14 protein-coding genes, 1 tRNA gene and 1 pseudogene are annotated in these 17,162 nt (G+C 64.7%); 7 read left to right on the forward strand and 9 right to left on the reverse strand.

Going from position 1 to position 17,162, the window contains the following annotated elements:
* The first annotated feature begins 152 nt into the window (after window positions 1-152).
* On the forward strand, window positions 153-1,370 hold the full coding sequence (locus tag RYH74_RS23755; protein ID WP_317410317.1) for a DUF3422 domain-containing protein: 1,218 nt from the start codon (window positions 153-155) through the stop codon (window positions 1,368-1,370).
* A 111-nt stretch (window positions 1,371-1,481) separates the two neighbouring features.
* On the opposite strand, the gene RYH74_RS23760 is transcribed toward RYH74_RS23755, so the two are convergent.
* From RYH74_RS23760 to RYH74_RS23770, 3 genes are all read right to left on the reverse strand, one after another.
* Entirely contained in the window at window positions 1,482-3,893 is a 2,412-nt protein-coding gene (locus RYH74_RS23760) for a DUF3772 domain-containing protein (RefSeq protein ID WP_286918823.1), read from the reverse strand.
* A gap of 56 nt (window positions 3,894-3,949) precedes the next feature.
* Complete coding sequence (gene ada, locus RYH74_RS23765; RefSeq protein ID WP_317410318.1) at window positions 3,950-5,005, reverse strand: bifunctional DNA-binding transcriptional regulator/O6-methylguanine-DNA methyltransferase Ada; 1,056 nt, start codon at window positions 5,003-5,005, stop codon at window positions 3,950-3,952.
* 148 nt (window positions 5,006-5,153) lie between these two features.
* Window positions 5,154-5,780: a DNA-3-methyladenine glycosylase family protein gene (locus RYH74_RS23770; protein ID WP_075043728.1), complete on the reverse strand. Its 627-nt coding sequence runs from the start codon at window positions 5,778-5,780 to the stop codon at window positions 5,154-5,156.
* A 172-nt stretch (window positions 5,781-5,952) separates the two neighbouring features.
* Here RYH74_RS23770 and RYH74_RS23775 point away from each other — a divergent pair, with 172 nt between their 5' ends.
* The 3 genes from RYH74_RS23775 (at window position 5,953) to RYH74_RS23785 (ending at window position 9,976) form a co-directional block, all read left to right on the forward strand.
* Window positions 5,953-6,468 carry a sigma-70 family RNA polymerase sigma factor gene (locus RYH74_RS23775; protein ID WP_317410319.1) on the forward strand — a complete coding sequence of 172 codons (516 nt, stop codon included), beginning with the start codon at window positions 5,953-5,955 and terminating at the stop codon, window positions 6,466-6,468.
* Entirely contained in the window at window positions 6,455-7,411 is a 957-nt protein-coding gene (locus RYH74_RS23780; protein WP_317410320.1) for a FecR domain-containing protein, read from the forward strand. The genes RYH74_RS23775 and RYH74_RS23780 overlap by 14 nt, the downstream gene beginning before the upstream one ends.
* Window positions 7,412-7,507: 96 nt before the next feature.
* The gene (locus RYH74_RS23785; RefSeq protein WP_317410321.1) at window positions 7,508-9,976 is read left to right on the forward strand and encodes a TonB-dependent siderophore receptor; all 2,469 of its coding nucleotides are present in this window, start codon (window positions 7,508-7,510) and stop codon (window positions 9,974-9,976) included.
* A gap of 160 nt (window positions 9,977-10,136) precedes the next feature.
* Here the strand turns inward: RYH74_RS23785 and RYH74_RS23790 are convergent, their stop codons facing one another.
* From RYH74_RS23790 to RYH74_RS23800, 3 genes are all read right to left on the reverse strand, one after another.
* Window positions 10,137-11,294 (reverse strand): MFS transporter, encoded by a 1,158-nt coding sequence (locus RYH74_RS23790; protein ID WP_317410322.1) that lies wholly within the window; start codon window positions 11,292-11,294, stop codon window positions 10,137-10,139.
* 83 nt (window positions 11,295-11,377) lie between these two features.
* Entirely contained in the window at window positions 11,378-11,515 is a 138-nt protein-coding gene (locus RYH74_RS23795; RefSeq protein ID WP_166674214.1) for a hypothetical protein, read from the reverse strand.
* A gap of 388 nt (window positions 11,516-11,903) precedes the next feature.
* Window positions 11,904-13,118 (reverse strand): MFS transporter, encoded by a 1,215-nt coding sequence (locus RYH74_RS23800; protein ID WP_023661338.1) that lies wholly within the window; start codon window positions 13,116-13,118, stop codon window positions 11,904-11,906.
* Between the two features lie 182 nt (window positions 13,119-13,300).
* On the opposite strand from RYH74_RS23800, the pseudogene RYH74_RS23805 reads away from it, so the two are divergent.
* Together RYH74_RS23805 and RYH74_RS23810 are read left to right on the forward strand one after the other, a co-directional pair.
* Window positions 13,301-13,891 (forward strand): annotated as a pseudogene (locus RYH74_RS23805) (FecR family protein); the annotation flags it as partial.
* Between the two features lie 100 nt (window positions 13,892-13,991).
* Window positions 13,992-14,068 (forward strand) — tRNA-Met (locus tag RYH74_RS23810).
* Window positions 14,069-14,167: 99 nt separating this feature from the next.
* Here RYH74_RS23810 and RYH74_RS23815 read toward each other — a convergent pair.
* A complete protein-coding gene (locus tag RYH74_RS23815) occupies window positions 14,168-14,782 on the reverse strand; it encodes a LysE family translocator (RefSeq protein ID WP_075043724.1) in 615 nt (204 codons plus the stop codon).
* A gap of 246 nt (window positions 14,783-15,028) precedes the next feature.
* Here RYH74_RS23815 and RYH74_RS23820 point away from each other — a divergent pair, with 246 nt between their 5' ends.
* Window positions 15,029-15,946, forward strand: coding sequence for a LysR substrate-binding domain-containing protein (locus RYH74_RS23820; RefSeq protein ID WP_317410323.1), 918 nt, complete (start codon window positions 15,029-15,031; stop codon window positions 15,944-15,946).
* On the opposite strand, the gene RYH74_RS23825 is transcribed toward RYH74_RS23820, so the two are convergent.
* Window positions 15,886-16,461: a D-Ala-D-Ala carboxypeptidase family metallohydrolase gene (locus RYH74_RS23825; RefSeq protein WP_317410325.1), complete on the reverse strand. Its 576-nt coding sequence runs from the start codon at window positions 16,459-16,461 to the stop codon at window positions 15,886-15,888. The two genes, RYH74_RS23820 and RYH74_RS23825, sit on opposite strands and share 61 nt — an antisense overlap.
* Window positions 16,462-16,507: 46 nt before the next feature.
* Window positions 16,508-17,146, reverse strand: coding sequence for a carbonate dehydratase (can, locus tag RYH74_RS23830; RefSeq protein ID WP_025337641.1), 639 nt, complete (start codon window positions 17,144-17,146; stop codon window positions 16,508-16,510).
* Window positions 17,147-17,162 lie beyond the last annotated feature (16 nt).

Here is a 17,162-nt window from a genome sequence, read left to right on the forward strand (position 1 = left end):
CCACCCCTTCAAGTCTAACCATACAAGCGGGCAAGCCCGCGAAGAGGCCGGTACAGGCGACACAAAACTCTGCGCCCGCGTGACTTTCCCCGCCCCCTGCAAAGTCCCACTTCCTGGTACCCCCACAATCACAACACCAGGCCGGACCACCCATGCACCCTGAACGCACCGCCTTGCACAACGAGCTGCACGCCCGCCCGTCGCTGTATTTCGACGGCCCGGCGCATGTCTTCCACCTGGCCTTGCTCGGCGGCGATGCTGCCTGTGCGGCACTGCTGCAACGCTGCTGCCCGGATGCCCTGGACACCGCAGCCGCCCAAGGCATCACCCGCCTGGATGGCCATCCGTTCAAGTGGGAACGGCACACCGAGTTCTTCACCCTGACCCTGGTGGTGCCCTGCACTGCCGCCGACGCCGAGTGGCAAACGCTGCCGCCGGTGCTGGCCGAAGCTATCGCTCCGCAAGCGGCGCAAGTGATCAACGCGGTGCAGGTGCTGGTCCGTGACGAACACGAACTGGACCTGCCCCACTACGGTTTCAAGGACCCGTGCGGCTCCTGCGTCGGCGGTGGCGATGCGGTGGTGTGGAGCGATTTTCGCCTGACCGAAGACGGCACCAACCGCTTCCTGTTCATCAACCGTCGCCTCAATGCCTACCGCCAGGGCCGCATGATCCGCCGTCTGCTGGAGATCGAGACCTACCGCATGATGGCCTCGCTGACCCTGACCACGGCCAAGGACCTGAGCCAGGACCTGGATGCCTTCGACAAGACCCTGGTCAGCCTCTCGGAGCGCAGTGCCGGGGTCGATGGCCATGATTCCAAAGGGTTGCTGGAGGCCATTGCCCACCTGTCACGCCAGGTGGTCAGCCGCACGGTGAAAACCCGCCACCGCTTCGGCGCCACACAAGCCTATGCGCAACTGGTGTTCGAGCGCCTGGGCGAGCTGCGGGAAAGCCATGTGGGCGACTGCCAGCGCCTGGGGGTGTTCATCGAACGCCGGTTCAAGCCGACCGTGCGCTACTGCGCGGCCACCGAGCAGCGCCTGGAGCAGCTGGCAAAGAACGTGGCCAACCTGGGCGACCTGTTGCAGGCGCGGGTACAGGTGGAAATGGAAGAGCAGAACGCCGAGATCCTGCGCAGCCTCAATGCCCGGGCTGATGCCCAGGTGAAGATCCAGCGGGCGGTGGAGGGGCTTTCGATCATTGCCATCACCTACTACCTGCTGAACCTGTTCAAGCTGCTGTATGGCGGGCTGAATGTGCTGGGGTTGGGGCTGACGGCGCGGGATGGGCTGTTGGCCATGGCGCCGCCGGTGCTGTTGGTGTTGCTGGTGATTTTGCTGAGGATCAGGCAGGCCAAGCAGCATTGAGGTTTGGGGCTGCCTTGCAGCCCAATCGCCGGCAAGCCAGCTCCCACAAGGACCGCGTCGACTTCTAGCCATACGCAGTACCTGTGGGAGCCGGCTTGCCGGCGATTGGCTTCACACCGACTCGTCAGCCGAGCGAGCGCCCTCCTGCACCAACACCATGCTCTGCGGCGACGACAGGGCAATACCTTCATCACGCATGCGCCCAAGAATGGTGAACAGCAGGTCACTGCGCGTACCGGACACCTGCCGCGGCCCCGCCACGTAACCACTCACACCTATCACCATGCCACTGCTGGTCAGGTCCTTGAAGGTGACCGAGGTGGCCGGCGCATCCAGAATCGCCTCGTGCTCCTGGTAAGCCGCCAGCAGCAGCTCACGTACGCGGTTGGCATCGGTCTCCAGCGGCATGGTCAGGGTAATGCCGACCACGCCAAGGGCATTGCCCATGGTCACGTTGCGCACGTTCTGCGAGATGAACTGCGAGTTGGGCACGATAACCGTCGAGCGGTCGGACATCTGGATCTCGGTGGCGCGCACGTTGATACGGCGAATGTCGCCCTCGACGCCCGCCAGGCTGACCCAGTCGCCCACCTTGACCGGGCGCTCGGTCAGCAGGATCAGGCCGGAGATGAAGTTCTGCACGATCTGCTGCAAGCCGAAACCGATACCCACCGACAGGGCACTGACCACCCAAGTCAGGCTGGTGAGGTTGATGCGCAGGGTCGACATCACCAGCATGGCCAGGAAGATGAAGCCCAGGTAACCCACCAGGGTCACCAGCGAGGCACGCATGCCGGCGTCCATGTCGGTTTCCGGCAGCAGGCGATCGCTCAGCCAGCGCTTGACCACGCGGATGGCGAACAGGCCGCCGAGGAACATCACCACTGCCAACAGGATGTCCTGGGGGACAATGTTCATGTTGCCCAGCAGCTTGCCGCCGGTCTCGTCCCAATCACCCAGGCTCAGCAGCAGCTCGCTGGGGCTGGTGCCCGATGGCATCAGTGCCAGCAACAACGCCAGGAACAGCACCACGGTGCGGCCGATGCCGGCCAGGATAGTGCTGGCCTGGGCCTGGTGACGTGGCGCCAGGCCAAGGGTCGAGGCCAACGCCAGGCCGCCGGGTTGGCGGGGCGACAGCAGGGTTTCGCAGAGGTCGCCAAAGAACGTGGTCAGCAGGTAGGCACAGGTGATCACCAGGCTGACCCACAGCAGCTTGGCGGTGAGGAAGTAGGCGAGTGTCAGGTAACCGGCGAGCAGGGCCAGCAGGATCAGCGTCAGCCAGATCACCATCACGAACGGGATCAGCCCGGCCAGGCCCGTTGGGCGCTCCAGGTCATGCTTGCGCAGGGTGCGGCGGTAACGCAGCAGCGCACCGGCGAAGGTGACCGCCACTACCAGCGCGGTCAGGCCGTTGACCGCCACGGTCAGCGCCAGGCTGGCACCGATCACGCTGTTGATGCGTTCCATGGTCATCATGACCATCAGCGCCAACGCCAGCACCTTGGGGAACCAGCCCAGGGCGCTGGCCACTTCGTCGTGAATCGGCGGCAGGCGCCAGGACGGGCGTTGCAGCATCAGCATGGCGCGGCCCAGGCCGGTGATGAAGGCGCTGAACACCACCAGGGCAAGTACATGGTTGGCCAGGCTGGCAATATCGGCGCCCAGCTCGGCGCTACTCTCCAGCCCCCATCGCAGCAGCGAGACCGAACCGGCGATGGTACCCAGGGTTGCCAGGCTCACGCCCAGCGCCAACGCACTGCGGCGCAGGCGGCCTTCGGGTAGCCAGCTGACCATGGCGTCGGCCAGCAGGCGCTCGAGCACGCGGCGCACCAAGGTCCAGACCAGGATTGCCGCCACCAGGCTGGTAATGAACAGCCAGCGATTTTCGGCGCTGAAGGCACTACCGATGGCATCGGCCGTCTCGCCACGCAGGTCACGCAGGCGTGCCACGTCGTCCTGGGTGGGGCGAATGATGCTCTGCCAGAACGCCGGGCTCAGCGGTGAGGCCGCGCGGCTGGTGATCTGCGAGTTGAACTGGCTGCGGCGCAGGTTGACGATTTGCGTGGACAGGTCGCGGGCCGACTGGGTCAGCTTGGTCGCCTGGTCCCGTTGGGCTACCAAGGCCTTCTTCTCGGCCTCCAGCTCCTTGCGCTGCTGGGTCAGGGTGGCGGCCTCGTCCGGCTGGACCGGCCCGATGACCTTGAGCTTGTCGTCGACTTTCTCCACATCCGTGGTGCGCAGGGCACTTAACGCATCGGCCTGGCGCTGGACCTGCATGGCGCCCAGGCGCAGTTGCGACAGCAGATCGTCGTTGGCCTCGCTGGTGACACCCTGGCGGATCTGGTCCAGTCGATCGCTCAACTGCTCGATGCTGGCGTTTTCATCCAGCACGTTCGCTTCGGCAACCGCCAGATTGGACAACGGCGTGGCCGGGGCCGACCAGGCCGGGCTGGCAATGGCCAGCATCAGGGCCATGAAAACCATCAGGCCTGGGCAAAAACGGGCAAGGCTGACACGCCTCATCGAATATTCCTCTTTACAATTCGATTTGGCGGGGGATTCTACGCGGCTTCACACGATCAGGAGAGTGCCGTTTCTCGTTTGAGCAGTTGCTGTTTGCGCTCGACACCCCAGCGGTAGCCGCTGATGTCGCCGTCGCGGCGCACCACCCGATGACAAGGGATGGCCACAGCGATGTGGTTGGCCGCGCAGGCCATGGCCACCGCACGCACCGCCTTGGGCGCGCCGATGCGCTCGGCGATGTCGGTGTAGCTGACCCGGCTGCCGGCCGGCACCTCGCGCAGGGCCTGCCACACCCGCTCCTGGAACGCAGTGCCTTGCACATCCAGGGGCAAAGCCAGGCCCAGCGCCGGGGCTTCGACGAAGCCCACTACCTCGGCGACCAACCGTTCGTAGGCACTGTCGCCGCCGACCAGGTGGGCCTTGGGGAACTGGTCCTGCAGGTCGCGCAGCAGGGCCTCGGGGTCGTCGCCCAGCAGGATCGCGCAAATGCCCTTCTCGCTCTGGGCCACCAGGATCGCGCCCAGAGAGCACTGGCCGAGGGCGAAGTGGATGGTTGCCCCGGCGCCGCCGGCGCGATATTGCCGCGGGCGCATGCCCAGGCGTTGGTCGGCGCTTTCGTAGAAACGGCTGTTGGAGTTGTAGCCGGCGTCATAGATGGCATCGGTGACAGAGCGCTGGCCATCTTCCAGGTGCGCGCGCAGGCGCCGGGCACGGAAAGCGGTGGCGTAGGCCTTGGGGGTGAGGCCGGTTTCGGCCTTGAACAGGCGATGCAGGTGGAAAGGGCTGACGGCCAGTTGGGCGCTGAGTTGATCGAGGCTGGGCGCAGGGTCGCTGGCTTCGATCAGCCGGCAGGCGCGGGTGACCAGCTGGCTGTGGCGGGCGGCGCTGGTGGTGGTGGCGGTGCAACGTTTGCAGGCGCGGTAGCCGGCGGCTTCGGCGGCGGCTGGGGTGTCGTAGAACTCGACGTTGGTTCGCTTGGCGAGGCGCGATTTGCAACCGGGGTGGCAGTAGATGCCAGTGGTGCGCACGGCGTAGACGAAGTGGCCGGTGGCGGCGGTTTCGCGGGATTCTACGGCTTGCCAGCGTTGGTCGGGGGTGGTGTAGGGGTTCATTGGTAAATGTCCAGATAGGTTGTTGCCTGTGCCGGCCTCTTCGCGGGTAAACCCGCTCCCACAGGCACTTCCACAGCTTTGTAAGTCTATGCAGTACCTGTGGGAGCGGGTTTACCCGCGAAGAGGCCGGCACAGGCGGTGCAAGACCTCAGGCCCGCCACAGGTACCAGGCCGCCACGGTACGGTATGGCCGCCAGCCGCCACCCAGCGAACGCATTTGCGCCGGCGTCGGCGCCTTGTCCAGCCCCTTCAGCCGCCGATACCCCTCGCGCACGCCAAAATCGTCGACCGGCAGAACGTCCGAACGCGCCAGGCTGTAGATCAGCAACATCTCCACCGTCCACCGCCCTACCCCGCGCAATGCCACCAGCCGTTCGATCAACGCGTCGTCAGCCATGGCCAGTGCCTCGTCCCGGCTCGGCACCAGGCCATCCAGCCGGCCCTGGGCAATAACCTGGATCGTCGCCATCTTGCTCGCGGAAAAACCACAGGCGCGCATGGTTTCTGGTGTAACCGCCAACAACTGCTCCGGCCCCGGGAACGCAGCCTCCGGGAACAACGCCAGCAAGCGCCCAAGAATTGCCTCGGCAGCACGGGCATGCAGTTGCTGGTAGGCAATCGCCCGTACCAGCACTTCGTAAGGCTCACGCCCCGGCGTAGCCTGGTGCAGGCAAGGCCCGGTCGCCGCGATATGCCGCGACCAGTCCGGGTCGAGCGCCGCCAGGTATTCGGTGGCCTCGCGGTACGCGTCAGGCGAAAGGTCGGCCCGGATCATGGCACCTCCATCAAGTCGATTGCAGGTCCAGCTTAGTGCAGCCGTTCATCGGGCAAACGCCGGTTCTTGCGCGGCTAATTCCTGGCGTGCCATTGCTCCGCGCCATCGTCCCCGCATAGAATTGAGAACTATTCACAATCGCATATATCCACAGGACCGGGCCTTCGCCAAGATGCAGATCAACGACACGCTCAAGCCGACCGAGGTCGCTCTGCTATACCAGGCCCACCACCGTTGGCTCAGCGGCTGGCTGCGCAGCCGGGTCGGTTGCAGCGAGCACGCCGCCGACCTGGCCCAGGATACCTTCGTGCGGCTGTTGCGGGCCCGCCAGCTTTCGCCGCTGAAGGAGCCACGCGCCTACCTCAGCAGCATCGCCCGTGGCCTGATGATCGACCAGTTCCGCCGCCGCGCGCTGGAACGGGCCTACCAGGAAAGCCTGGCTCACCTCCCCGAAGCCGAAGTGCCCAGCGAAGAAGATCGACTGGTCATCCTGGATACCCTGGCGCGCCTCGACCGTGCCCTGCACCACCTGAAACCGCGTGCCCGCCAGGCTTTCCTGCTGGCTCAGCTCGATGGTTTGAGCATCGTGCAGATCGCCCTGCGCCTGGGTGTGTCGCGGGCCACCATCGAGCGGGACCTGGCCAAGGCCCTGGGCGTCTGCTACCGGTTGCGCTATGCCGACGCCTGACAGCGCGCCCGCGCAAGCGCAGGTCGACCAGGCCATCGACTGGCTGGTGAAGTTGCGCTTCGACAGCCCCTGCCCGCGTACCGAGCAGCAGTTCCAGCACTGGCTGGCCAGCCATCCGCACAACCCCTTGGCCTGGCAGCGGGTCAGCCACCTCAGTGACGAACTGGCCGGGCTGCCCAAGGGCTTGAGCCGCCGCACTCTGGATGGCAGCCAGCGCCAGCGCATCAGCCGCCGCGACCACCTCAAGCTGCTGGCCGTGCTGGCCGTGGGCGGCAGCCTGGGCTGGGCCGCGCGCGAACCGTTGGGCATACCCCAGCTGCTGGCCGACAGCAGCACTGCCACCGGCGAACGCCGCCAGCTGCAAGGCAGCGATGGCAGCCGCATCCAGCTAAATACCGCCAGCGCCATCGACCTGCGTTACAGCGCCGAGCAGCGCCGGCTGCAACTGGTGCGTGGCGAGGTGAGCCTGGACAGCAACCCCAACGATAACCGCCAGTTCCGCATCGACACCCGCATTGGCCAACTGGCCACCCTCGACGGCCAACTGCTGCTGCGCGAGAACGACCAGGGCCTGTTGCTGGCGGTACGCCGGGGCGAGGTCACGCTGTTCCCCACCTCGGCCTCGCCACGTCGGGTGCTGCCAGGCGAAACCTTGCAGGTGTGGGCCAGCGGTAGCTTCCAGGCGGTGACGCTGCACGGCGACCCCTGGGGCTGGACCGACGGCGTGCTCAGCGTGCAACAGATGCCGCTGGGCGAGTTCATCGCCGAGCTGGCGCGTTACCGCCCGGGCCTGCTGCGCTGTGCCCCCGAAGTGGCAGACCTGAAGGTGTCCGGTACCTACCAGTTGGCCGACACCGGGCAGATCCTGCAGCTACTCACCCGCAGCCTGCCGGTGCGGGTCGACTACCGCACGCGTTTTTGGGTAAGCATCGGTGCGGCCTGAAAAATTTCCAAAAATAAATGAGGTGGAATCTCATTCTCGCCCGGCCTGAAGGAACAAAACCCGAAAAGTGGTCTTCACAACCTTCAGGAGCGCTTCATGATTGCCCCGTGTTCCCCTCGCAACGACAGGCTGCGCCGTGCCGTGCGCGCGGCCGTGTTCGGCCTTGGCCTGGCAGCTGGCGGTGCCTTCCCGGCCATGGCCCAGGCTGCAGCGGCCAGCCAGAGCCAGCAGACCGACTGGAACATCCCGGCCGGCCCGCTGGCCCCGGCATTGGACAAGTTGGCCCGCCAGGGCGGCCTGAGCCTGTCGTTCGACGCGAACAGCCTGCAGGGCAAGACCACCCGCGGCGTGCAGGGCCGGCATGACAGTGCAGGGGCACTATCGATCCTGTTGAAGGGCAGCAACGTGCAGGTCCAGCAGGAAAGCGCAACCAGCTTCCTGCTGATCCCGGCGCTGGATGTGGGAAACGCCCTTGAGCTGGGCGCGACCAGCATTTCCAGCGACCGCCTGGGCGAAACCACCGAGCACACCGGCTCCTACACTACCGGCGAAGTGACCATCGGCAAGATGCCGCAAACCCTGCGCCATACCCCGCAATCGGTCAGCGTGATAACCCGCCAGCGCATCGATGACCAGAACATCACCAACCTGACCAACCTGCTGGAGCAGACACCCGGCGTGGTGGTCAACTACACCGACAGCGAGCGAGTGCAGTACTACTCGCGTGGCTTTGCCATCGATGCCATCCAGTATGACGGCGCCACCGTGGTGCAGAGCAGCGGTGGCGGTTCGTTCATCCAGACCGACTCGGCGTTCATCGACCGCGCCGAAGTGCTGCGCGGCGCCACCGGCATGCTGCGTGGCGCCGGCAACCCGTCGGGCACGGTGAACCTGGTGCGCAAGCGCCCGACCCATGACTTCCAGGCTACGGGCAGCGTGACCCTGGGCTCGTGGAATGCCCAGCGCTATGTGGCCGATATCTCCGGCCCGCTGACCGAAACCGGCAACGTACGCGGGCGGGTAATCGCCGTGCATGACGACCGCGACCTGTTCCAGGACTCGCGCATGGAGCGCAAGGAAGCGTTCGGCGGCTCGCTGGCCTTCGACCTGGACGACAGCACCACGCTGACCACCGGTGTCGAGTGGACCAAGCTCGACGCCGCTGGCGCCTGGGGCAACCTGCCCGCCGACGCCAGCGGCGCCCCCCTGCCCTTCGGCCGCAGCACCTACCTGGGCGCCGACTGGAACCGCTGGGACCGCAGCAACCTGAACACTTTTGCCGAACTGGAACACCGCTTCGACAACGACTGGACGCTGAAGCTGATGGCCCTGCGTACCCACTTCGAGCTGGACGACCATGGTTTCAAGCAAACCTACATGGAGCGCGCACCGGCCAACCTGAACCCCACCGGCAACCCGTACCTGATGCGATACCAGGTTACCGAAGGCGACGGCGGCGAGAGCCTGCAGAACAACCTGAGCGCCACCCTCAACGGCCCGTTCGACTTGTTTGGTCGCACCCACGAGCTGATGGTCGGCGTCGAACGGATTCGCAACGATTCCTACGCGTCGGCCACTAACCGGGTGATTTCCGGGCTGTACGACATCCGCTACTGGGACCCGAAAACCAGCCTGCCCGAGCCGGACATCGACATCACCGCACACCCGGTGCGCACCCGTACCACCCAGCAAGCCGCGCACGCCACCTGGCGCATTTCGCTGGCCGAACCGCTGACCGCGATCATCGGCGCGCGGGCCAACTGGTATGACTACGAGCAGGAAAACAACACCGGAGCCAACGGCAAGTTCAGCGTCGACGAGAAGATCGTGCCGTACGCGGCGCTGATCTACGACCTGAATGACAACTTCAGCGTGTACGCCAGCTACACCGAGATATTCAGCCCGCAGACAGTGGTGGACAAGAACAACTCGGTGCTCGACCCGATCATCGGCGAAGCCTACGAAACGGGCATCAAGGGCGAGTTCTACGATGGCCGGTTGAACACCAGCCTGGCGTTTTTCCGTATCAACCAGGTGGGTACGCCGGTGGATGACATGTCCACGGAGATCGGCTGCAACGGCACCACCGGCCGCTGCAAGATCGCCTCGGGCAAGAGCCGCAGCGAGGGCATCGACCTGGAGATTTCCGGCGAAGTGCTGCCGGGCTGGCAGGTCACCGGTGGCTACACCTACAACACCACCGAGTACCTGAAGAACTCGGCAGCCACCAATGGCAACGCGATCCGCACCACCGACCCGGAGCACATGCTGCGGCTGTTCACCAGCTACCGCCTGCCGGGCACGCTGGATGCCTGGACCATTGGCGGCGGCGTGCAGGCGCAGAGCGATATCTATTCCGAAAGCGGCACGGCCAAGGCGACCCAGGCGGGGTATGCGGTGTACAACGGCATGCTCGGTTATCGCATCAACGACAACTATTCAGTGCAACTGAACGCCAACAACATCTTCGACAAGAAGTACTACCGGCAGATCGGTACCACGGCGACGGGGTACTACTGGGGGGAGCCGCGCAATGTGTCGGTGACCTTGCGCGGGAGTTTCTGACGGGGCAACACGGTCGCCTTGTGGGAGCGGCCTTGTGTCGCGAAAGGGCCGCGAAGCGGCCCCAGGGTTTCAACTGCGCCGGCCAGATTGCTGGGGCCGCTTTGCGGCCCTTTCGCGACACAAGGCCGCTCCCACAGGTATTGCGCAGCCCTGGAGGACGTCAGTCCGCCACCGTCCGCAACCGCCCCGCGCGCCGGTACGACTGCCGGGCAAAGCACACGAACAACCCGGCCATCAGCGCCAGCGCGATGGGCAGACCATGCGGCGCCACATCCATCGCCGCACCGCTGACCAGCGGCCCGACCAGGCTACCCACACCCCACAGCAAGCCCACGCTGGCATTGGCGGTAACCAGGTCCTGCCCCTTGAAGCGCTGCCCGATCAGCACCAGCGCCAGGGTATAGATGCCCCCTGCCACGGCGCCCAGCAGCACCAGCAGCGGCCACAGCAGCCAGGTCAGGTTCAGCAGCCAGGGCAGGCCGATACCGATCGCCATCGCCAGCAGCCCGCATACCAGATGCAGCCCGGTGCGCTCCACCCGGTCGGCCAACCAGCCAAGCGGCAACTGGAACACCATGTCACCGGCAAACACCACGGTCACCATCAGCGCCGCCACGCCCACGGCAAAGCCATGGCTGGTGGCATACACCGGCAGCAGCGACAGCACCACGGCATCGAAGAACGAGAAGAACAGCACCGCCACGCACAACGCCGGCGCCACACGGAAGAAACCGGCCAGGCCGAAGCTCTTTTCACCCTCTTCATGTTCCACATGGTCGTTGGGCACGGTCAGCACGATGCACAGCAGCGCCAGGCCATAGCAGGCGGTGACCACACCGGTGATCCACGGGCTGTCGGCGCCCAGCACCGCCAGCATGGCCGGGCCGAGCACCTGGAAGCCGGTGAAGCTGGTGGCGTACAGGGCCATGATCTTGCCGCGGTTGTGCTCCGGGCACAGTTCGTTGACCCACGACTCGCCGAGGATGATGGCGATACCCATGCCCAGCCCCAGGCCCAGGCGCAAAAGCGCCAGCAGCCACAGCGAGCCGAACGCCGACTCGAGCAAGCCAATGCTGAGCGTGCACAGGCTGAAGCACAGCAGGTAGATGGTGCGCCGGGTGAGGTGGCGACAGCAGGCATCGACCAGGAACGCCGAGAGCATCATGCCCGCAGCGGGGATGGCCGAGATGATGCCGATTTCCAGGGTGCTCGCACCGGCTTCGTGCAGGCGCAACGACACCAGCGGCAGGCTGGCCCCCAAACTGAAACCCACGACCGAAACGGCGAACAACAGGCCCGCCAGCAAACGCATGTTCATGTACCACTCCTTGCAAACCGAAAAGACGTGCAGACACAGGCGCGCACGCCAGGGCGGCGAGCGACGCGAAAGCGCAGATCAGTTCAGGCGAGGTGTGGCGAGAAGGTGAAGGCAAACAGCACGCTGCGGCGACGCTTGAGCACCGTATCGCTCGGCCACGCGCGACGCAGGGCCTGGAAGGCAGGCTGGCGGGCGTTTGGCAGGGACTGGGTACGGCACATTGCTTTGACTACTACGCAGGTGGTTGGGGAAAGGCGGACTCTAGGCCAAGGGTGTCAGGCCGTCAATCGTCGGGGGCCGCTGCGCGCCCCATCGCCGGCAAGCCAGCTCCCACAGGGATTGCACCAGCCTGAGCCCAATGAGGTCAAGGCGGGGGCAACTGACTTGTACTACCTGTACTGGCCCCATCGCCGGCAAGCCAGCTCCCACAGGGATTGCACCAGCCTGAGCCCAATGAGGTCAAGGCGGGTGCAACTGACTTGTACTGCCTGTACTGGCCCCATCGCTGGCAAGCCAGTCTCCTGCAGGGATTGCGCATGGCTTGAGGCCGATGCGGTCGAGGTGGGAGCTGGCTTGCCGGCGATGGGCTGCAAAGCAGCCCCGGCAATATCAGCGCTTGCCGGTACTTGGCAAGAACACCGCCAGCAACCCGAATAACGGCAGGAACGAACACACTTCGTACACGTACTCGATGCCACGCAGGTCCGCCACATACCCCAGCAAGGCCGCACCGATGCCACCAAAGCCGAACATCAGCCCGAAGAAGATCCCGGCAATCATGCCCACGCTGCCCGGCACGAGCTCCTGCGCATACACCACGATCGCGGAAAACGCCGAAGCCAGGATAAAGCCGATCACCACGCTCAACACGGTGGTCCAGAACAGGTCGGCATACGGCAGTACCAGGGTGAACGGCGCCACGCCGAGGATCGAGAACCAGATCACCGCCTTGCGCCCGATGCGATCACCGATCGGCCCGCCAAAGAAGGTACCTGCCGCCACCGCACCGAGGAACAGGAACAGGTGCAGCTGCGAGCTGGCCACCGACACATCGAACTTCTCGATCAGGTAGAAGGTGAAGTAGCTGGTAAAGCTGGCCATGTAGAAGTACTTGGAGAACACCAGCAGGCCCAGCACGATCAGCGCCGCGACCACCCGCCCGCGGGAAATGCCGTGGGTCGCCTGCACTGCCTTGCGCGCCTTGGCCTGGTTGAGGTGCTCCTTGTACCAGCCACGCAGCATCAGGGTGACGCCGAGGAAGAACAGCGCAGCCAGGCCGAACCAGGCCACGTGGCTCTGGCCGAACGGAATGACAATGGCCGCCGCCAGCAGTGGGCCCAGCGCAGAGCCGGTGTTGCCGCCGACCTGGAAGGTCGACTGGGCCAGGCCGAAGCGCCCGCCCGAGGCCAGGCGCGCAATACGCGAGGTTTCCGGGTGGAAGGTCGACGAGCCGATCCCCACCAGCGCCGAGGCCAGCAGAATCATGGGGAAGCTGCCGACGAAGGCCAGCATCACTATACCCACCAGGGTACACAGGGTGCCCAGCGGCAGCAGGTTCGGCGCCGGTCGGCGATCGGTGAAAAAGCCGACCCAAGGCTGCAGCAGCGAGGCGGTGATCTGGAACGTCAGGGTAATCATGCCGATCTGGGCGAAGCTCAGGTCGTAGTTGGCCTTGAGCATCGGGTAGATCGCCGGCAGCACCGACTGGATCAGGTCATTGATCAGGTGCGCCAGGGCGCAGAAACCGATGATGCGCATCACCAGCGGCGTGGCTTGGCTCGCCGCCGCACTGGTGGGCGCCGTGGAGGCGCTACTGATAGCCATGTGCCTGAATCTCCGTCAGCAGTTTGGGATCCGATTATCGGGAAACAAATAGATACATAGCTACCTTTTTTATCCCTCTGTCGTGACGCACTTGAAAATGGTTATCAATATAATTAGCATCCTTGACCCATACCCCTGTCATCGTTGGGCGAAACGGCCCCTATCGCGAGCAGATCGAACCCATGAGCCCGATGCTCGCCAATCAGCTGCAGCCTGACCGCCCCCGCCCTCGGCAGCTCAACACGCGCCGCAGCCACATGGGCAAATGGCTGGCGCTGCTATTCCTGCTGGGGCTGGGCGCTGCAGCCTACCTGTACTGGCCGCTGATGCAGCGCCTGGGCAGCGAATTGCACACCGATGCAGGTGAACGCCGCAGTATCCGCCTGGCCGATGGCACCACCCTGCACCTGGGCAGCGCCAGCGCGATGAACGCCGACCTGCGCGGCCGCACGCGCCAGCTGCAGCTGGTGCAGGGCCGGGTATACCTGGAAGTGATGCTCGACGGCCGGGCCATGGAGGTGACAGTGGGCGATGCGCGCATCCAGGTGTTCGGTACCCGCCTGCAGGTCACCCGCCATGCCGGGCATGACGAACTGGTGGTGCTCAGTGGCAAGGCCATGGTTATCCAGGGTGGCGAACAGCGCCTTGTATCGGCGGGCGAGCGGGTAACCTTCGATGGCGGGCGTATCGGCCCGTTACAGAAAGCCGACCTCAAGGCCACCGATGGCTGGCGCAGCGGGCAGCAGAAAGCCGGCGACATGCCGTTGGGCAAGGCAGAACCGGGGCCTGGCCGCTAAGTTTTTGAAAGCGTGTAAATTTTTTTTGAAATGAGTGTTGACAGGGGGGCCGTTCAAGAGAATAATGCGCGCCATCGGCTACATAGCTCAGTTGGTTAGAGCATAGCATTCATAATGCTGGGGTCCGGGGTTCAAGTCCCTGTGTAGCCACCAAACAAGACGAAGGGCTTACCGCAAGGTAAGCCCTTTTTCTTTGCCTGCGAAAAATACCACAGGCCTGCCCCCTCCCCCACAGGGCATGCAATCGCTACCTCAACGCATGCCGGTCACCGCCACTGCCAGGCCCAACCCGATCAACGCCAGACCGATTACCCGGTCCACCAGCCTTTGCCGCTCGATCATCGCCTTGCGCAATGCCGTGCTGGAGAAGAACACCGCCACCAGGCTGAACCACAGCCAGTGGGCAACGGACATGAAAGCGCCGTAGGCAAAATCCAGCGCCAGCGAGCTGCCAGGCTGCACCACCTGGGTGAAGGCACTGATGACGAACAGCATGGTCTTGGGGTTGAGGGCGTTGGTCAGAAAGCCCGTGCGCAGGGCCTGCGTTACGCTGGCGGCGGATGCGGCAACCCCGTCGAGGCTGATGCGCCGGGTGTTGGTCAGCGACTGGTAACCCAGGTAGACCAGGTAACCCGCGCCCAGCACTTTCATGCCCAGGAACAGGGCCGGGCTCTGGCTGATGATCACTGCGATGCCCAGCACCGTGTACAGGACGTGCACCTGCACTCCCAGGGCAATGCCCACGGCAGCAGCCAGCCCGGCCTTGCGGCCCTGTGCATAACTGCTGCGGGTGACCATGGCGAAGTCGGCACCGGGGCTGATGACGGCAAGCAGGGTGAACAGGGCGACGGCAATGAGTTCGGTCATGCTGGTGGCTCTCGATAGGCGATGGAAATGCACAGACCATGTAATTATCGAGAGCTTATAGCCCAGGAAAAATCGATTTATAGTGAAGCAAATCTGATAGCTTTCTTCACAGATACATAGAACCTGTGCTGGCCTCTTCGCGGGTAAACCCGCTCCCACAGGGACTTCACCAAACCTGAGGGCGGCGCATCACCTGTGGGAGCGGGTTTACCCGCGAAGAGGCCAGCACAGGCAAACAGGGATGCCATGAAACTGCCGCCACTCAATGCCTTCCGCTACTTCGACATCGCCGCCGAAACCGAGAGCTTCGTGCGCGCCGCCGAGCACCTGCACGTCACCCATGGCGCAGTCAGCCGCCAGGTGCGCCTGCTTGAGGAAAGCCTTGGTGTGGAGTTGTTCGAGCGCCGCAACCGGGCCATTTTCCTCACCCCTGCCGGCCGTGCCTTGCAGGGCACCACCCAGACAATCTTCGAACAGCTCGAAGGCGCCGTGCAGCGCTTGCAACAACAGGCCCGCGACAACGTGCTGGTGCTGTCGTGCGAGCCGACCATCGCCATGCGCTGGCTGATCCCGCGCCTGCCCCGCTTCCATGCCACCCATCCCGACTTGCAGTTGCACCTGGTGGCCGCAGGCGGGCCACTGGACTTCGCCCGCAGTGGTGTCGACCTGGCAATTCGCCGCGATGACTTCCACTGGGACAAGCAGCTGTACAACCAGAAGATCTGCGACGAATGGATCGGCCCGGTCTGCCACCCCACCGCCCCCACCCAACTTGAAGGCCAACGCCTGCTGCACAGCGCCACCCGCCCCGGCGCCTGGCCCAACTGGCTGCGCCTGAGCGGCCAGCAGGCCCGGCATACCGAGCGCAGCGACTACGAGCACTTCTACCTGTCGATTCAGGCCGCCAGCGCCGGCCTGGGCCTGGCCATGGCCTCAGCCCTCATGGTGCGCGACGAACTCGACAGCGGGCAGTTGCAGGCGCCGTTCGGTTTTGTGCGTGACGGCTCGGCCTACCACCTGCTCAGCCCTCAGCCGCTGGAAGACGACGGCAAGCGCCAGCGCTTCGCCACGTGGGTGATGGGCGAATGCAGGAACTGCCTGGCTCATCTGGGTTTGATACAGAACGACGAACCTGCACGGCCGTTACCACCCCAGGTACGGTAACCCGCGGTATCCACATGAATACGCCCGGACGGATAGCGCCCCAAGCCCATGTTCCAGGCCTGGCCATACTGCTGCCAGAAACGGCACAGCGGGTTCGGGTCCGCCCAGTCGGGTAGCAGGATATCGACGGCGAACGCCCGGGTATGGGCGCTGTTGGCCGCCCCGCCGGCGCAGACGTTCAGGCGTGGGTCTCGATAGGCCGAAACCACCTCGAACTGGCGCAGGATGCCCTGGTCGTCGAGCGCCTTGATCAGCGAGAGCGTAGAACGCACTGCCGGCCAGTTGCTGGCAGGCGGCACGGCGAAGGGGGACGCGTGGCACAGCTTCCAGTCCGAAGCCGAACGCAGCAGCTGATGGATAGGCACTATGCCGTAAAGGCGGGCATCCACCAGCATTTCACGGAAGGGACGCGTGTGATGGTCGCCAGCCCACTGGGCGAACATCCACAGGTCGCGTTCGTCGGCGTGGGCAGTGGCCTTTATCAGAAGGCTTGCAGCCAGAAGCAGTTTTTTCATTCCTTGACCATCCCTGCAAGGGGCCGTGTCAAACTGGTAAACGCTACTACTCCAACGCCCGCAACCGATACTGCGGCGGTAGCTGGGCGAAGCCGCTGATGGTGGTGTCCAGGCTCTTCCACCGGCCATCCTTGATGCCATAGATGCAGCCATGCACCGACAGTTCCTGACCACGGTGCCAGGCGTTTTGCACGATGCTGGTGTGAGCCACGTTGGCCACCTGCTGGATGACGTTCAGTTCGCACAGGCGGTCGACCCTGGCCTCTTCGTTGTCCAGCTTGGCCAGCTCGGCGCGCTTTTCGTAATACAGGTCGCGTATCGAGCGCAGCCAGCCGTCGATCAGGCCCAGCTGGCGATCCTGCATGGCGGCGCGCACGCCACCGCAACCGTAGTGGCCGGTGACCAGGATGTGCCGCACTTTCAGTACTTCCACCGCGTACTGGATCACCGACAGGCAGTTGAGGTCAGTGTGCAGCACCACGTTGGCAACGTTGCGATGGACGAACAGATCGCCCGGCAGCATGCCTACGATTTCGTTGGCCGGCACGCGGGCGTCGGAGCAGCCGATCCAGAGGAATTCGGGAGTCTGCTGGCGGGCCAGCTTGGCGAAGAAGTCGGGGTCGCGCTGGTTGATCGCGTCGGCCCAGCGGGCGTTGTTGTCGATCAGTTCCTGCAGGTCGTGCATGGTCGTTGCCTCATCA

The sequence above is a fragment of the Pseudomonas sp. LSJ-87 genome (assembly GCF_032971465.1).
GTDB lineage: Bacteria > Pseudomonadota > Gammaproteobacteria > Pseudomonadales > Pseudomonadaceae > Aquipseudomonas > Aquipseudomonas putida_Z.

Coding starts and splice junctions, on each gene's coding strand:
- RYH74_RS23790 (WP_317410322.1), bottom strand. CDS start 11,294: ATGAACATGCGTTTGCTGGCGGGCCTGTTGTTCGCCGTTTCGGTCGTG.
- can (WP_025337641.1), bottom strand. CDS start 17,146: ATGCACGACCTGCAGGAACTGATCGACAACAACGCCCGCTGGGCCGAC.
- ada (WP_317410318.1), bottom strand. CDS start 5,005: ATGAACCCCTACACCACCCCCGACCAACGCTGGCAAGCCGTAGAATCC.
- RYH74_RS23770 (WP_075043728.1), bottom strand. CDS start 5,780: ATGATCCGGGCCGACCTTTCGCCTGACGCGTACCGCGAGGCCACCGAA.
- RYH74_RS23785 (WP_317410321.1), top strand. CDS start 7,508: ATGATTGCCCCGTGTTCCCCTCGCAACGACAGGCTGCGCCGTGCCGTG.
- RYH74_RS23825 (WP_317410325.1), bottom strand. CDS start 16,461: ATGAAAAAACTGCTTCTGGCTGCAAGCCTTCTGATAAAGGCCACTGCC.
- RYH74_RS23760 (WP_286918823.1), bottom strand. CDS start 3,893: ATGAGGCGTGTCAGCCTTGCCCGTTTTTGCCCAGGCCTGATGGTTTTC.
- RYH74_RS23795 (WP_166674214.1), bottom strand. CDS start 11,515: ATGTGCCGTACCCAGTCCCTGCCAAACGCCCGCCAGCCTGCCTTCCAG.
- RYH74_RS23800 (WP_023661338.1), bottom strand. CDS start 13,118: ATGGCTATCAGTAGCGCCTCCACGGCGCCCACCAGTGCGGCGGCGAGC.
- RYH74_RS23780 (WP_317410320.1), top strand. CDS start 6,455: ATGCCGACGCCTGACAGCGCGCCCGCGCAAGCGCAGGTCGACCAGGCC.
- RYH74_RS23775 (WP_317410319.1), top strand. CDS start 5,953: ATGCAGATCAACGACACGCTCAAGCCGACCGAGGTCGCTCTGCTATAC.
- RYH74_RS23755 (WP_317410317.1), top strand. CDS start 153: ATGCACCCTGAACGCACCGCCTTGCACAACGAGCTGCACGCCCGCCCG.
- RYH74_RS23815 (WP_075043724.1), bottom strand. CDS start 14,782: ATGACCGAACTCATTGCCGTCGCCCTGTTCACCCTGCTTGCCGTCATC.
- RYH74_RS23820 (WP_317410323.1), top strand. CDS start 15,029: ATGAAACTGCCGCCACTCAATGCCTTCCGCTACTTCGACATCGCCGCC.